The 16,707-nt window shown below is 46.7% G+C and carries 15 protein-coding genes; 2 read left to right on the top strand and 13 right to left on the bottom strand.

Features of this window, described 5'->3' with window-relative positions; all coding sequences use genetic code 11:
* Positions 1-50 precede the first annotated feature (50 nt).
* Positions 51-1,901: a PHA/PHB synthase family protein gene (locus tag MICA_RS04850; RefSeq protein ID WP_014102584.1), complete on the top strand. Its 1,851-nt coding sequence runs from the start codon at positions 51-53 to the stop codon at positions 1,899-1,901.
* 97 nt (positions 1,902-1,998) lie between these two features.
* Here the strand turns inward: MICA_RS04850 and MICA_RS04845 are convergent, their stop codons facing one another.
* The 4 genes from MICA_RS04845 to rplM form a co-directional block, all read right to left on the bottom strand.
* Positions 1,999-2,742 (bottom strand): hypothetical protein, encoded by a 744-nt coding sequence (locus tag MICA_RS04845; protein WP_014102583.1) that lies wholly within the window; start codon positions 2,740-2,742, stop codon positions 1,999-2,001.
* Positions 2,739-3,266, bottom strand: coding sequence for a gamma carbonic anhydrase family protein (locus MICA_RS04840; protein WP_014102582.1), 528 nt, complete (start codon positions 3,264-3,266; stop codon positions 2,739-2,741). The genes MICA_RS04845 and MICA_RS04840 overlap by 4 nt, the downstream gene beginning before the upstream one ends.
* A gap of 84 nt (positions 3,267-3,350) precedes the next feature.
* Complete coding sequence (gene rpsI / locus MICA_RS04835) at positions 3,351-3,839, bottom strand: 30S ribosomal protein S9 (protein ID WP_014102581.1); 489 nt, start codon at positions 3,837-3,839, stop codon at positions 3,351-3,353.
* 25 nt (positions 3,840-3,864) lie between these two features.
* Positions 3,865-4,326, bottom strand: a complete 462-nt coding sequence (rplM, locus tag MICA_RS04830) for a 50S ribosomal protein L13 (protein WP_014102580.1) — start codon at positions 4,324-4,326, stop codon at positions 3,865-3,867.
* Between the two features lie 210 nt (positions 4,327-4,536).
* Here rplM and MICA_RS04825 point away from each other — a divergent pair, with 210 nt between their 5' ends.
* Positions 4,537-5,850, top strand: a complete 1,314-nt coding sequence (locus MICA_RS04825) for an O-acetylhomoserine aminocarboxypropyltransferase/cysteine synthase family protein (protein ID WP_014102579.1) — start codon at positions 4,537-4,539, stop codon at positions 5,848-5,850.
* A gap of 57 nt (positions 5,851-5,907) precedes the next feature.
* On the opposite strand, the gene MICA_RS04820 is transcribed toward MICA_RS04825, so the two are convergent.
* Genes MICA_RS04820 through MICA_RS04780 form a run of 9 tightly spaced genes read right to left on the bottom strand, consistent with a single transcriptional unit; the run spans position 5,908 to position 16,704 of the window.
* Positions 5,908-7,071: a glycosyltransferase family protein gene (locus MICA_RS04820; protein ID WP_236619970.1), complete on the bottom strand. Its 1,164-nt coding sequence runs from the start codon at positions 7,069-7,071 to the stop codon at positions 5,908-5,910.
* A 2-nt stretch (positions 7,072-7,073) separates the two neighbouring features.
* Positions 7,074-8,147, bottom strand: a complete 1,074-nt coding sequence (wecB, locus tag MICA_RS04815) for a non-hydrolyzing UDP-N-acetylglucosamine 2-epimerase (protein WP_014102577.1) — start codon at positions 8,145-8,147, stop codon at positions 7,074-7,076.
* Position 8,148: 1 nt separating this feature from the next.
* Entirely contained in the window at positions 8,149-10,152 is a 2,004-nt protein-coding gene (gene asnB / locus MICA_RS04810; protein ID WP_014102576.1) for an asparagine synthase (glutamine-hydrolyzing), read from the bottom strand.
* A 1-nt stretch (position 10,153) separates the two neighbouring features.
* Positions 10,154-11,317 (bottom strand): glycosyltransferase family protein, encoded by a 1,164-nt coding sequence (locus tag MICA_RS04805; protein ID WP_014102575.1) that lies wholly within the window; start codon positions 11,315-11,317, stop codon positions 10,154-10,156.
* Positions 11,317-12,189, bottom strand: a complete 873-nt coding sequence (locus tag MICA_RS04800) for an NAD-dependent epimerase/dehydratase family protein (RefSeq protein WP_014102574.1) — start codon at positions 12,187-12,189, stop codon at positions 11,317-11,319. Before MICA_RS04800 ends, MICA_RS04805 begins: the two co-directional genes overlap by 1 nt.
* Positions 12,173-13,612, bottom strand: coding sequence for a flippase (locus MICA_RS04795; RefSeq protein WP_014102573.1), 1,440 nt, complete (start codon positions 13,610-13,612; stop codon positions 12,173-12,175). Before MICA_RS04795 ends, MICA_RS04800 begins: the two co-directional genes overlap by 17 nt.
* The gene (locus tag MICA_RS04790) at positions 13,612-14,913 is read right to left on the bottom strand and encodes a glycosyltransferase family protein (protein ID WP_014102572.1); all 1,302 of its coding nucleotides are present in this window, start codon (positions 14,911-14,913) and stop codon (positions 13,612-13,614) included. Before MICA_RS04790 ends, MICA_RS04795 begins: the two co-directional genes overlap by 1 nt.
* Positions 14,906-15,934 carry a methionyl-tRNA formyltransferase gene (locus tag MICA_RS11850; protein ID WP_049782097.1) on the bottom strand — a complete coding sequence of 343 codons (1,029 nt, stop codon included), beginning with the start codon at positions 15,932-15,934 and terminating at the stop codon, positions 14,906-14,908. Before MICA_RS11850 ends, MICA_RS04790 begins: the two co-directional genes overlap by 8 nt.
* The gene (locus tag MICA_RS04780) at positions 15,916-16,704 is read right to left on the bottom strand and encodes a class I SAM-dependent methyltransferase (protein WP_081463064.1); all 789 of its coding nucleotides are present in this window, start codon (positions 16,702-16,704) and stop codon (positions 15,916-15,918) included. Before MICA_RS04780 ends, MICA_RS11850 begins: the two co-directional genes overlap by 19 nt.
* Between the last annotated feature and the right edge of the window lie 3 nt (positions 16,705-16,707).

Raw genomic sequence — 16,707 nt, 5'->3', positions numbered from 1 at the left:
ATTTATGCCGTTTTCGGGCACGATAATCCCGCATCGCCCGGAGGCCTCTTATGACCAAAAAGAAAACGCCCACCGAAACACCGAACACCGCAGCAAAGCAGACCCAAGACCTGCCTTTCGATCCCATGGCTTTGAGCAAGAGCCTGACCGAAGCGTACAGCCATATCCAGCCAATGATGCAAAGCTGGATGCAGAAACAACAGGAGATCACCATGCACCACCCCGGTGGCATGGCATTGGACCCGATGAATGCCACGCGCGCCTGGGTCGATTTTATGCAGCACCTTTATTCCGACCCACAAAAGCTGACCGAGATGCAGGCCGAATATTGGCGCAACTGGATGACGTTATGGCAGGACAGCGCCCGCCGCATGGCCGGCGAAGATGTTGCCCCCCACTTCGCCCCGGACAAGGGTGATCGCCGCTTCAAAAACGCCGCGTGGCAGGACAGCGCCCTGTTCGATTTCATCAAACAATCTTATTTGATGTCCAGCCGGTGGATGCATGATGTTGTGCGTAAAACCGAGGGGCTGGACCCAGACACGCGTCGCAAGGTTGAATTTTACACCCGCCAGATCGTTGATGCGATGGCGCCCAGTAATTTTATCCTGACCAACCCGGATGTATTGCAGGCCACGATTGAAAGCAACGGCGAAAATCTGGTCAAGGGATTCCAGAACTTGCTGGAAGATCTGGAACGCGGTCGTGGAAAATTGCAGATCAGCACAACGGATTACGACGCCTTTAAAATTGGCGAAAACATTGCCACGACACCGGGCAAGGTGATTTATCAAAACGACCTGATCCAGTTGATTCAGTATGAACCAACCACGAAGGACGTTTACAAACGCCCCCTTCTGATTATCCCGCCATGGATCAATAAATTTTATATTCTCGACTTGCGCCCGGATAATTCATTTATTCGTTATTTGCTGAACAAGGGACAGACAGTCTTCATCATCTCATGGGCCAACCCGGACAAGCGGCTGGCCATGAAAACCTTCGTTGACTATATGAAGGATGGCGTTTTAAGCGCACTGGACGCGGTTGAAGCCGCGACGGGTGAGAAAGATTGCAACGTCATTGGCTACTGTCTGGGTGGCACATTGCTGACCACGGCACTGGCGTGGATGAAGGGGCGCGGCAAGGGCGAAGAAACGCGCATTGCATCGGCCACATTCCTGACCACGCTGATTGATTTTGAAGATGCGGGCGATATCAAGGTTTTCATTGACGAGGAACAGCTCCACGCCATGGAAAATGAAATGTCTGAGCGTGGCTTCCTGGCTGCCCAGCGTTTAAAGGATACGTTCAGCCTGCTCCGCGCCAATGATTTGATCTGGAGCTTTGTCGTCAATAACTACCTGTTGGGTCGTGAACCGTTCCCGTTTGACTTGCTGTATTGGAACGACGATTCCACCAATATGCCGGCGGCGATGCACAGCTATTATCTGCGCAATATGTACATTGAAAACAAACTGACCCGCCCCGGCGCGATCAAGATTGATGATGTTCCAATTGATGCGCATAAAATCGATACGCCTGCCTATTTCCTGTCAACCAAGGAAGACCATATCGCCCCATGGATGGCGACATTTTCGGGCGCGCGTATTCTGGGCGGGGATGTACAATTCACTTTGGCCATGTCTGGCCACGTTGCGGGCGTCGTTAATCCGCCGACATCGGGCAAATACGGATATTGGAAGAACAATGATTTGAAATCATCCCCCGACAAATGGCTGGCCGAAGCCAAACATTACGAAGGATCATGGTGGGATGATTGGATCAAATGGATTGAGGACAAATCCGGCCCCAAAGTGCCCGCCAGAAAGCCCGGCGGCGGCACGCTCAAACCCATTGAAAACGCCCCCGGCAGTTACGTGAAGGCCAGAGCGGAGTAATTTATCCCGTCTTATCCCCTCTCCCATAGGGAGAGGGTTAGGATTAGGGTGAGGGGAAATAAACCCACCACAAAAACCCCTCACCCCAGCCCTCTCCCTATGGGAGAGGGAGTGAAGACAGTTTTGCCCCAAACATCGCCGCCAACCGATCGGCTGCGCTTTGATCCTTCGCCATCGTCCAAAACACCTGCCGCCCCGGCGATATCTTTGTATCCGCGATCTCCGGCCCGATCATCAGGCCTGCAGCCACCGCCTGGTCACGCAGCCAACATTTGCGCGCATCATCAATGCGATAAAGATTGGCGAACATCACATCATCTTCACGCATGATGGATGCCAAGCCTTCGAAAAAATCATCATGCACATTGAACTGCAGCATATACAGCGCAATCAATACATTCACATCATGTCCACCCATATTCACGTCGCGAATATTTTTAGCCAGATGAGATTCTACACCCTGCTGACGCAATGCATCCACCACATGCGGATCGATATCAATCGACACGTAACAGGACGCACCCGGGAAATAAGGTGCCATGGTCGTTAAACCACTGCCCACATCAACAATGCCAAATGAACGGCCCGCAGTGAAATTTGAAACCGCATCAGCCACCATGCCTTTCAGGGCATCATTCTTTTGCTCAATACCGGATTTGAAACCCCGATCACGCAAGCGGTTTACATCCTGCAACTGCGCCAGATTCAGCTCATGCATCGGTACGGGCAGATAAATCCCTCCGGTCAGATGGGTGTAATTCACACCATCCACATGCCTCGTCGGATCATAGAGATCATCGCTGACAACCATAATCCCGGACGGGAGAATGCGTTGCGTCATTCCATCGCCCCCGGCTCCGCCCGGTAGGTCTGCGCCAATTTGGCGTAACGTTCCGCAGAAAACAGCAGGAATTTCTTTTCATCATCCGTCAAATCGCGCATATAACGCGCCGGGCGCCCACCCCATAATTGCCCAGACGGCACGGTCTTGCCAGGCGTAACCAAGGCACCGGCGGCGACCATAGCATCGGCCTCAACCGTGGCGTCATCCATCACACAGGCCTGCATGCCGATAAAGGCACGATCACCAATGGTACAGGCATGCAAGATTGCCCCATGCCCCACCGTCACATCATCACCGACATAGGTACCTTGCGTCGTTGATGATACGTGGATGATTGTTCCATCCTGAATATTGGTGCGGGCACCGATAACAATATTGTTCACATCACCGCGCAGGGTACAGCCATACCAAATGCTGGCGCCCGCTCCCACCACAACATCGCCAATGATGGCCGCCGTTTCGGCAACAAAAGCCGAGGCGTCAATTTGTGGTAATTTTCCTTTGAACACACGTGTAAACATAGAAAAACCCTATCACAAAAGCCCCATAAGAAAAACGCCCGGCGAAAACCGGGCGTTTTTGAATTTTGTGTAAAAACGAAGCGATTAACGCTTTGCCCACTGTTTGGAACGACGGGCTTTGTGCAGACCGATCTTTTTACGTTCAACAACGCGGCTGTCACGGGTCAGCATGCCGGCTTTCTTCAGAACCGGGCGCAGAGCCGGGTCGAAGTTTTGCAGAGCACGGGAGATACCGTGGCGTACAGCACCAGCCTGACCGGACAGACCACCGCCGGTGACCGTGCAGATCACGTCGAATTCGCCGACGCGATTGCAGATCAGGAACGGTTGGTTCAGGATCAGACGTTGGGTTTGACGAGCGAAGTAAACGGACTGGTCACGACCATTCACGGTCACAGTGCCTTTACCCGGCTTTACCCATACGCGCGCAACGGCGTCTTTACGACGGCCCGTGCCATAGGAACGGCCCTGAGCGTCAACTTTGCGTTCACGCACAACCGGTGCGGCAACATCAACGCCAACGGCTTGTTTCAGGTCTTTCAGATCGTTCACGGTTTCAGTTTTCGTAGCCATTTTCTAAATTCCTTACCTGTGACGATTATTTGCGTTTGTTTTTCGGGTTCATGGCGGCAACATCCAGAACTTCCGGATTTTGTGCGGCATGCGGATGTTCCGTCCCGGCATAAATACGCAGGTTGGTCATCAGATGGTTGGTCAGCGGGCCTTCCGGCATCATGCGCTCAACAGCCTTCTCGATAACGCGGCCCGGGTATTTGCCTTCCAGGATTTCGCCCTTGGTGCGGCCTTTGATCCCGCCCGGATAGCCGGTGTGCCAGTAGAAAATGTCTTGTTCTTTTTTCTTACCGGTAATTTTCACCTTTTCCGCGTTGATAACGATCACGTTGTCGCCATCATCCATGTGCGGGGTGTAGGTGGTTTTGTGCTTGCCGCGCAGGTGGTCGGCAATAACACAGGCCAGACGGCCCAGAACAACGCCCTCGGCGTCAACAATGACCCATTTCTTCTGGATATCACTGGGTTTTGCAGAATATGTCTTCATCACTTTCAACCTTGTTTTCTAGTCCATGGCGGGGGACAATGCCCGCCAGTGGCCGTGTTGCCTTTAAAGCTGTGCGGTTATGAAACATTCCAGAACCCAAGTCAACACAAAAAAGTGACAAGGTTTTGGAAAAATACGTTTAAAAACAACCCCTTATAAAAAGGGTATTATAATACCCTCGCAAAAACGATTGAAATAAGGGGAAAAACAATGGGAAGCACCACAATGAAAGACCAAACCGCCGCCCAACAGGGCTTTGAGACCCTCTCCGTCCATGCCGGCGCTGCCCCGGATCCGACCACGGGCGCCCGGACTCTGCCGATTCACCAATCCGCCGCCTTCGTCTTTAAAGACGCGAAACAGGCCGCCGATATCTTTCAACTGCGCGAAATGGGCTATTCCTATTCCCGCCTGACCAACCCGACTGTTGCGGCACTGGAAGAACGAATCGCCGCGTTGGAAGGCGGCACGGGTGCTACCTGCACCGCATCCGGCCTGTCTGGCCACCTGCTCATCCTGTTCACATTGATGAATGCGGGGGATGAAATTGTTGCATCCAAAAAACTCTATGGCGGCACCGCCAACCAGTTGGGTTTGAGCTTCAGCCGCTCCTTCGGATGGAAAACCAACTTCGTTGACCCGACCAACCCGGATAATTTCCGCGCGGCCATCACCGACCGCACGCGCGCGATTTTCGTTGAGACATTATCCAACCCGGAAGGCGTTATCGTCGATCTGGAAGCCATCGCCAAGATTGCCGATCAAGCGGGGATTCCCCTGATCGTCGACAACACTATCGCCACACCGTATCTGTGCCGCCCGTTCGAATATGGCGCATCCATCGTCGTGCATTCCACGACCAAATTCCTGAACGGCCAAGGCAACGCCATGGGCGGTTGCGTGGTTGATGGCGGGAAGTTTGATTGGATGAAACATGCCGATAAATTCCCGGCTCTCACCCAACCAGACAAAGGCTATAACGGGATTATCTTCGCCAAACAATTCCCGACCATGCCCGTGGCCATTCACAACCACGCCGTGGGCCTGCGCGATTTAGGAATGAACCAGCAACCGATGAACGCATGGATCACCATGAACGGCATCGAAACGCTGTCCATGCGCATGGAACGCCATTGCACCAACGCCATCAAGGTCGCCGAATTTTTGGCAAACCACGCCAAGGTGGCCAAGGTCAACCACTCCGCCCTTCCCTCCAGCCCATACAATGCGCTCGCAAAAAAATACCTGCGCAATGGCTGGGGCGGTTCCGTCTTCACCTTCGCGGTGAAAGATGGCGTAGATGCCGGCAAAGCCGTTCAATCCGTCAAACTGTTCAGCCACCTCGCCAACATCGGCGACACCCGCAGCCTGATCATCCACCCCGCCTCCACCACCCACGCCCAAATGAGCCCAGAGCAACAAAAATCCGCCGGGGTTGGGCCCGAAGTGGTCCGCCTGTCCATCGGCATTGAGAGCGTTGAGGATATTATTGAAGATTTGAACGAGGCGCTGGCCGGGGCGTAATCTCCCAAAACAAAACCCCCGCCAATCTGGCGGGGGTTTTTGCTTACCTTGAAGCGGCTAGTTAATCCCAATTTCGTTGAGGATCGAAACGATTTTCTTACTTTCTTCTTCAAAACAAAGATCTCGGGCGGCCCGGTCAGATGCCATTTTCTTCTGCATAATGACCTCCGGCGTTAAAGCATTCAGCGCCCACGCCATTGTTTTGGGGTTAAAATCATCCGCAACAATTCCGCAATCATACTCCCCCAACAGCGAAGCCATATCAGGTGATGGGCCAATCGCAAGCATAAGGCGTGCTTGAATAAATTCAAAAAACTTATTCGGCAGAGAGTATTCAGTATTGAAGCCAGTCGGCTCAAGAAGATAGAGACCAATATCATAATTCTGCAACATGGGCAGAATTTGATTAAATGGAACGGGATCCAGAAAACGAATACGGTCTTGTCCCGCCGCACGTTTTTGCAACTCTTTCTTATATAACGGGCTTCCCGTTAAATAAAAATCCAACGTAAACCGATCGTCCAGCATGGAAAACATATCGATCATGTTTTCCAGCTTTCTATCACGATTTGCCCCGCCATGGTGAACCATGCGAACAATATTATTCTGAACATCACGCGGAGACGCATCATAAAATTGCGGCGTACTACGAACAAGATTCGATGTAACGCCCAAATCATCTTTGTAACGCTTAACAATCCCAGGTGAAACAGTCATAATCCGATCACACAAAGGCATATATTTACGACAGACACGCACCTTTTCCGGTCGGTCAATAATACGCCACAGGAGATTCCCCTCCATCTCACCGGGATAATATTCACGCGCATCAAAAACAACTTTCGCATTGCCTTTAATTTTAAAAACAAAAGGCAACAGCCACGCATCATGCACAACAATTGCATCATACTTATTCTGCAAAAGCGCGTCTTTAACGCCAGCAAATCCCCACCGGCGATCATTCAAAAATTCAGATATGGCCTCAAATGGCAACAGAGCCGACCACATGCGAATAATTTTCCAGCATACTCGGCTCACAATTTTCTGTGATGGAAAATGAAACGCATAATGCGCGTCAATATCCATATTATTTCTCAGTGCGAAGCTGGCCACATCCACGTTGTGCCCCATATTTTTGCACAAAGAAATCACCCGCCCAGGCCGGGGATTGCCACTGGGATCAGCAAGACAAGCGACCAGTATCTTTTTCCGAATACTCACGACTACAGCCCTGCAGATAAATATGAAACAATCTTCCCTGCCGCATCGCCATCACCGTACAATTCGCCAGAAAACACATCGTCACCACAATGTTTGGAACTTAATGCGACGCTTATTTTTTCTGAATCCGCACCGACTAAAATATTCGCCCCCGCATCAACAAGCTCAACCCATTCCGTTTCATCACGCAATGTAATGCAAGGAACTTCATGGAAATAAGCTTCTTTTTGAACCCCTCCACTGTCGGTTGCAATCAACATCGCATTTTTTTCTAAAGCCACCATATCCAAATAGCCCACCGGATCAATAACACGAACATTGCCTGGAACAGCCAAACCAAGATTGGAAATCATTTTTTGCGTCCTCGGATGAATTGGTAAAATTATTTCATCATTACACGCGGAAAAACCTTTAAAGATAGATCGCATACGATCCCCATCGTTTGTATTTTCCGCACGATGAATTGTTGCCAGAATATAGCCGCTTTTATGCAGAGAATGACGCTTAAGAATATTACTCTCCTCCTCAGCTTTTCTTCCATAAAACCGTGCAGCATCCAACATAACATCCCCTACAATCTGCACATGTTCGCCCGATATACCCTCATCCAGCAAATTCTTCTTGGCCGTTTTTGTAGGGACAAACAAGATATCAGACGCATGGTCTGTTAAAACACGATTAATCTCTTCTGGCATTTTTCGATTAAATGAACGCAGCCCAGCTTCGACATGCGCAACAGGAATATGCAGCTTCACCGCCGCCAATGCGCCCGCCAACGTCGAGTCCGTATCGCCATAAACAAGCACGAAGTCAGGCTGTTCCTTCAGGAAAATCGCCTCGATTCCCTCAATCATCCGCCCCGTATTTTGACCATGCGTACCGCCTCCTACGCCCAGATTATAGGCAGGCTTTGGAATCTCCATTTCATCAAAGAAAATATCAGACATATTAGGATCATAATGCTGCCCTGTATGAATGATAATTTCAACGCAAGAAGGAACATTTGCGAGGGCCCGCGACACAACGGCCGCCTTGATAAACTGGGGGCGCGCCCCCACGATTGTACAAATTTTCACTCTACCTCGCCACACGAACAGAAAACAATTTCATCCATTCGCCAAAATTAATCATACGCCAAATCACAAAGCTGAATGGCTTGCGCCCCGCAATAACATCTTCCAGTATATTCATGCAGTTTGAATTCAAAATTCCCTGTGAGCTCTCTATCGCTTCTTTCATTTTTTGACGGAACAAATCAGGAGCAGCTTCACGCACCCAGACTTCTTCTGGCGTTGCAAATCCAATTTTATCCATACGATCACGGATTTCATTCGGTATAGTGCCACTCATACCGGCGCGAAGAATCCGTTTCGTTACTCCATTACAGGTCTTGTAATCATCTGGAATACCCATCGAAAACTCAACAACACGATAGTCCAGGAAAGGAACACGTGATTCAATCGAATGCGCCATTGAATCGCGATCTTCCCAATGCAACAACATTTGCAAATTTGTCGATGTCATCTGAGCATAACAATAATCGTAAACTGACTTTTCTGCCCCCTTAAACGGCGACACCCTCATCGCAGACAAAACATTCCAATCGATCCAATCAGGAACAGACGTTGTTTTTCCCAACATTTTTCTTAATATAGACTGCATTGGTTGCGGCAACACAGAAGCGGCGAATTGCGCAATCAGCGTTCTATATGAATATCCATGTATATTATGAACCTTCACAAACTCACGCAATAACTGCACCCAACGCATACTGCGGAACAATGCTCCAAAACGTACGCCCATGGCACCATGGTAACCAAAAAGTTGCTCGTCAGCCCCCTGCCCGTCTAGCATGACGCGTACATCTTCTTCCGCAGCCAATTTAAATACATTCCATTGTGCGAAAATACTCGTGGACCCAAATGGCTCATCCTGATGCCAGGTTATAGAACGTGAAATATCGAACAAATCATCCATCTTGGGGTGCGTGTAATGCGCTTCCGTTTGCGCATGATTAACCACAGCCTCAATCCACCTTTGCTCATTAAATTTTTCAACATCGGACAAAGCAGAAAAAGTTTTTTGCGCATTATTCGCACCGTTTTCCTGCAGTATATTTTGCATCAAACAAACAATTGATGATGAATCCAATCCACCTGACAGACACGACCCAACCGCGACATCGGAACGGAGACGCACCCCTACAGATTGCTTTAACAAGCTATGAAATTCTTCTGCCGCCTGCGCCATAGGCACAGAAAATTTGGTTTTGGAAATTTCATACCACTTAACGGTATTAATTCGTCCACTTACATGAGGAACAGCATCAGAAGCTTTTATTTCTGCATAATGCCCCGGACGGATATGAAACACCCCCTGAAACAATGTCTCATCTGTATGATCTGTTATACCCCAAACAAGAAAATCATATGCGCGTTGTTTATTTACAACCGCATCCCAATCAGGCAGAGCCGTAAATTGCTTAATTTCTGATCCAAAATAAAAATCGTTTTTTGGTGACAACCAGTAATAAAGCGGCTTTACACCAAAGCGGTCACGTGCAAGAAAAATTTTATTATCATCACGATCAAAAATCGCAAATGACCACATCCCATTAAATTTACTGAGACACTCTTTACCCCATTGTGCATACGCGGCCAAAATGACTTCCGTATCCGTCCGGGATACAAATTCATGCCCTAGCGCTTGCAGTTCAGTCCGAATTTCCAAATAATTATAAACTTCCCCATTGTATGTAATCCAATATCGCCCATTACTATAACTCATGGGCTGATGACCTAGTGGAGAAAGATCCAGAATGGACAAACGGCGGTGACCAAAGCCAACGCGAGCAGCGGCTTTATTTTCAATGTATTGTTCTTGCGGGAACCACGCGGGCGTTTTTTCAGCAACAGGCACTGGCGTATCTGGGCCAGATAAAACCAAAGGCACATCTGATTTATCTGAAAAAAACACGAAGCCCTCATCATCGGGGCCGCGGTGACGGATAATATTTGTTGCGTCTCGCAGATTATCAATCGGCAAAGTATTAGAAGCAATAAAGCCCGAAATACCACACATCTTATTTCACGCCCCTTTTGGAGAAAACAGTCATCACATCTGCTCGCATAATCTCTGCAATTTTTTGAGGATCATGCCATTTTTCGACATAACGTCTCCCCCGCACACCAATAGATTGAAGCTCTGATCGGCGTGATGCTATAATTTCTTTTAACACATCATAAATCGTTGCTGGATCTGCTTTAATAATCGGAATTTCTTGTCGCATATCATCGGGCATATTCAGCAAGTCAGAATCGCGCATATAGCAAATTACAGGCTTTCCTAAAGCCATCAGCTCAACAGCCAAAGCACCATAATATCCGGCTAAAAGTTGATCAATTAGCAAGTCGGCTGTTTCATAAACCTTGCGCGCGTCCTGGTTGGAAAGACCTTCAACGAGAGTGTAGCGGAATTTTATCCCCTCTTTTTGCAGGCGATCAAATGCCTGCAAAACATATTTGGTTCCCTTTACATCTCGATGACTAGGGGCATGAACAATATGCAAGAGCGAATCTTCGCTGGTGCTCTGAATTGGAACAGGAGACCAGTCCCGAGGGTCCACGCTGGCATACGGGATGAAACGTGCGCGCTCTGGCAAAACATTTAATAAATCGGGATTTACCGCATAAATAAAATTGGCATACCTATCAAAAATTTTAATACGCCGCCTTTTTTCAATGTCCGTTTTCAAAGAGTAGTACGTTTCATCTACGTCATGACAGAAATGAACGGGATAATGTTGTTTGCAATAATCACCCTGACGCGCATCATCACCCTGATAAGTCACCGTTACAACTTTACCCAACAGCCGCGCCAGTTTGAGATCTAAAAATTCAACCCAACGTGCATAGAGATTATTATAAAGCCAAACTTTCCAAGGTTTTTGGTCGCTTCTTATATTAGGAATGATATTCGGAGCTAATGACTGACCGAAATTATAGTGAATGACATCATTTTTTTTTAATACACAAAAAATCTCTACCCAACGCAAAAATTCACGTTCAATAAAACTACAGTTATTATCAAACAGCACTCTGTCGGCAGCGTATGAATAAAATGTCTTTTGTAGCACCAGTGAGCTGCTATCCAGGCCCATAGATTTTTCTGCCTTAGACAGTCCCTGAGGATTCCCACCGACCATTGTTGGGCAATGTAAAATTTTTATCTTTTTTGGCTCGCGCATTAAATAATGTCTTTCAGGCCATTAGAAAGAGAAACAGAGGGGATACAAAGATCAGATTTCATCAGTTCTATATTTGCAATAATATTCTGACTTTCACCATCCACCATTTGATAAACAGGCGTTTTATTGATCATAGCACCGACAAGATCTGCAATTTCTCGCAAAGAAACAATCTCAGATCCAGCGATATTAAAAGTTGCACTTTCGTTTAGCCCAGTCATTTTTTCTAAAGCACGAACCGCATCAGACACATGAATAGGATTAATAAATATCCCATCTTTTCCCTGTAATTGTATCGGCCGTCCCTCTTTTACACTATCGACCAAACGGGGAATAAGCATGGAGCGTTTCTGTTCTGCGCCATAAACAAAGAAAAACCTGGCAATATTTACAAGCATATATGGAGAGTAATTCTCGACAAGAACCTCACTACATAGCTTACTCCCCAGATAGTAGCCCAGTTTTCCATGCGACGTTATCGGAGAGTTTTCGTGAAACGCGTGGTTTCCTGCTCCATATACCCCACCTGATGAAGCATACACAAATCGCTTAACATTCGTTTTCTGTGCAAAATCCAATAACCGCGCAGTTGAATCGATATTTACCTTAAAAATATCGATTGCCTGATTAGGAAAATCCCTGAAATTTTCAGATTGGGCCAAATGAAAAACAATATCCAAGTCAGGAGGCAGAACACCGTCGTCCCAATCTTTGGCAAAATCAATAAGGTGATACTGAACCCCCTCTTTACGAATCTGAGGTATTGTACGAACTGCAGCATGCACATTACAATATTCACTTAGTCTTGCGACAAGAACACGACCAACAAGACCATTGGCACCTGTAATGAAAACGTTAGGCTTTACCGACATTTTTTATCTCTTTTAGGGGTAACAACAACCATCCAAGAACAATACAAATCGCCGCAAAAAATAATTTTTCTCCGACGTTCAACATATTAATCTCGCTTACTTGGAAAATCAGAGACACCACCAGAACACAACAACCAAGGAATAATATCCCTCCCAGTCTAAACCAATTCACAGGGATAGGATGCAGATTTTGAGATCGCACAAAGTACCCAATTGTTAGAACAGCGTATGCAATGAGTGTTGCCCATGCCGCACCGACAGCACCCAAATGCGGAATCATCAGCCAATTTCCAATCAAGTTTACACCGGCCGCCAGCCAAGCCATTTGCATGAGAACGCCAGTTTTCTTTTCCAAGGATATTCCAATTGCAGTGATTTGTTGAGTTGCCTGCAAAACTATACCAAAGCAAAGAATAGCCAAGGGCAAAGCACTTTGCAGATATTCTTCCGGCATCAACAAAGAGATAATTTCACCAGAAAACAGGGCAACCCCGCCTCCAACAATCAACATAAAATAAAGAAGAAAGAGAAGTGTGTTGGAGTATATTGAACGATATATCTCCGGATGATCCGACTTAATCTTGATTGCCTGTGGACTCCATGCCTGACCAAAGGCCGCTGACGCAAACAAGACAATTGTTGCAAAACGATAAGATACGGAATATATCCCGACCTCCTCAACAGAGGACATACTCGCCAACATCCAGCGATCCATAGAGCCAAACAACCAGTATGCAAGCCCCGCATATATGAATGGGTGGCCGAAACGTACCAGCGTTTTGGCCCATTCAAGACTGACATTCGCTGTTATGTCCTTGCGGACAAGGTAGAGACCAACGGGAAAGACCATGATTCCGACAGCGGCCTGGGCAATCAATATCCCGTCAACACCCGCATGGAAATAAAGCACCGCGAAGACCGCAGATAGCGCGACGAGAACGCGCCCAAGCAGAGTATATATAAGGAAATTAATCGGCTTGAAGTGCAACCTGATAATATCTTGGATAAACTGCGTAGACTGCGTTGTAATCAGCAAGAATGTAGCCGCAACAATCCCATAAAAAGTGACGGGCAGCTGAAAATGTCCCAAAACCCGTGCCGTTATGGGCATAATAAACAGTATTATGCTCATAAATACTGCAGAAAAACACAATAACAATGTAAGCGCCGTCGAAACGATGACCGGCCGTTGCTCCAAACTTGTATTACTATCCCAATAAAATCGGTGCATCGCATTATTAAGACCGCAATTCACGAATAGCCCCAAAAGCCCAACAATCGTAACGATGAGTTCCAAGGAGCCAAAGGAGCGCGGTGACAATGCCGCTGCAATAAGTGGAAAGGTAAAGAACGCAATAACCTTACTAATAAGGTCAGCCCCACCATAGATTGCCGTATCTTTTGCCAGGTTACGAAACAGCATCAATCAACAATTTTATTGTTCACCAAGGGATGTATAATTTTGGGCTGCTCTTTTTTATACTCACCCAATAATGGGTGGTACATGTTTATAAGACTTTCTTTCCGGCCATAGACGTAATCAATAATATTTGAAAACAAGTATTGAGCAGAATCGTACCCATGATATTTCTCGATATACTGGTATCCAGCTGTTCCAAGCTGATGTCTAAGCTCTGGACGCATTATAAGTTTACGCAAAACATCCGCTAAATTCTCCGGACACGCAGAAACCAAAGGGCACTCAGAGAAGAAAGACCACCGCCGCATATAAACTGTATAATCTTCATCTTCCAGGTTTGATATTGTTGGCAAACCTGACGCCAACCCCTCAAGACCATTTAAACCATGTCCCGTGTTAATAACCTGTTCGATCAAAATATCTACTTTTTCCTTTAAAATCTCTCGAACTTCGTAGTTTTGTTTTTTCTCTAACAAAACAAGCTCAACCTTAAGCCCTTCGTTCTTTAATCTCTGGATAGTATCAACAATAAATTCTGTACCTTTAAACCCTCTGTGATTAGGAGCATGCGCAATATAGACAGTATCACCGTTTCCATCAGCCTGGCTTTTTCTAGCAGATGGCGTCCACTGATTTAAATCTAGGCATAGTGCAGATGGTGTCAATGCATCCCAACGCCCCAGACCATCAGTACCAAGCCATCCCGGTATGACAGCATCCGCATGTGTGGCCCAATAATCGACATGCTTAGCAATAATTCCCTGACGCTTTGCCGCACCCGGATACGACATAAGCAGACCATGGATAAGAGGGATCGAGCGAATGCGTCTATACACAAAGAAGTCCGCACCGTAAGAAAGCACAACAACTTTTTTTCTAGCCAGTTTAAAAAGATAATATTCAAATCGCCAGAGAGGTGTATTTCCTAAAAAATATCCATGAAATGGTATAAAAAATACATCATAACGCTTTAATGACGCAAGAAAGGCTATACAAATTCTAAAAGGATACGGAAGATGAGGATATTCTTCATCTAACAATCGATCCCAGTTATCGCGCGCATTAATTGCAGCATAGTACTGAGTAGTAAACGTTTCAGATTCATAGCCCGCAGCACGCATGGCAAGCGACCAATAGCTATTATTAATGATTGGCGTAGCCCCCCAGACCAGACGAGGCGTTTTGACATCTGCCTTGGTCGTCCAGCGAATATAAAGAGCCCAAGGAAACGCTATAATCAGAAAGAAAGGCGCTGCAATTTTGTAGCCCACCAAGAAAACAAGCCGAGCAACTCTTTTAAGCATTTAAACGTTCCTTCAGTTTCCACAGCTCATTCAATAGTATTTCAGTATCAAGCCCCATTCGCTGTCGAACCGTTCTAAAAGAAGACACGGGGTCAGAGCTAATACCATCAATACGGATTTCATCTAGAACCAAAAGCTTCATATCACCACAGACGACTGCTCGCTTTAAATCATCCTGAATTTTTAGAACATGCCCAGGAACCGCACAAAATTCTGTTGGATGCTCCTCGATATGAGCAGAGCATATCGTCATCTTCTTTATCCTACCCTCATCACGCACATCTGAATAAAAACTATACGCCCCCGGATATGGATCACCTGCCGCACGTATCAAACGTTCAATTTTCTCGGCCGCATCATGCCAGTTAATCTCCCCATCCCGCGGCAGCCTGGGATAGCACCTTAGTGCTTTCTCTTCATTCTGTGAGGTTAGTGTATATTCATCGCGAACAATCATACCGACAGCCTGCAGAACAAGCTCTGCGCCTCTTTTATCAATATGATCCATCAACTCTTTAATTGTTGTACGGTCAGTCATCGGGATAATTTCTTGAAGAACTACGGGACCACTATCCAGCTTCCCCGCTTCCATCAAATGCACACTAAGTCCTTGCTGATCTTCTTTGTTCAAAATCGCCCAATTTGAACACGCGTTCCCCCTGTAACGAGGCAGCATTCCACCGTGAAGATTTAGAAAACCCAATCGTGCACCAGAAATAACCTCCTCGCCAATTGTATCAAGCCAAAGCATCGCCACGACAAGATCTACATTCTGCTCACGAATGTAGGAAATCCATTTATCCGCATTTAACGTATTAGAAAAATGAAAAGGAATATTGTTGTCGAGCGCCATTTTTTCGAAAACATCGCGCCCTGCGCCAACCTCAGGCGTAACACGACAATTGATTACAAAAGGGATCTCAATATTTTCATTATCAATCAATCCCTTTAATACATCTCGCCCCAACGTTCCTCGCCCAACAAAGCCAACTCTCATTTTCTTTATATTTTTTTCCTGCATAAAACCTCCCAAACGTTCTCGTATCCATAGTTCGTCGCAGGATAGAACGGTGTCACATTGTGGATTTTATTATTAATCGACCCCTCCGGACCAATTTCCAAAACATCAAAACCGATTTCCTCAAGCTCACCGCTCACAATATTGCTGTTCATGATCGTAGAGCTTCCAATAGAGCCTCTACCCGTCGCGTAATAATCGATGCTATTTTTTATAGTATCTGCCGCCATTTTTCGACTGGAGTAATCACTTGAATCGTTATGGGTTTCTATCAAATTATATAAGTACCATCCGATTCCATTCGTGCTGAAGTACAAAAGCCCCCCTGGCTTGAGAAGCCTATAAAACTCAAGAAGCGTTTTCCTGTAATCAGTGAGATATATAACGCTATAAGAAAAAAGCCCATCAAACATACCATCATCAAACGGACCACTCTCAACAGAGCCCGTTAAAAAATTTATGTTTTTGCACTGGATTATCTCAGCAATATTGCAACAAGCCCGCACACGATCCAGATCCAACTCTAAGCCACATACGTTTTCATTGAGCTCCGCCAAGGCAAAACTCCACTGACCAAACCCTGATCCTGCATCAAGAACATTATTAAGCCCCTGGAAGCCCAACGCATGTAAACGGCTTTTGTAATTTTCTGTTCCATTTGCCCACACGCGACGAAAAAATTGGCGCTGATTTTCTGACTGAAACTGATCAGCCACACTTTCAATAAGTGGGTATATGGAACAACCTGATTTCGTCGAGAGGAAATCTACCACGGT

The organism is Micavibrio aeruginosavorus ARL-13, assembly GCF_000226315.1.
Taxonomy (GTDB): Bacteria; Pseudomonadota; Alphaproteobacteria; order Micavibrionales; family Micavibrionaceae; genus Micavibrio; species Micavibrio aeruginosavorus_B.
Note: the sequence above shows the minus strand (reverse complement) of the source record. Positions and strands in the feature narration are given on the sequence as shown.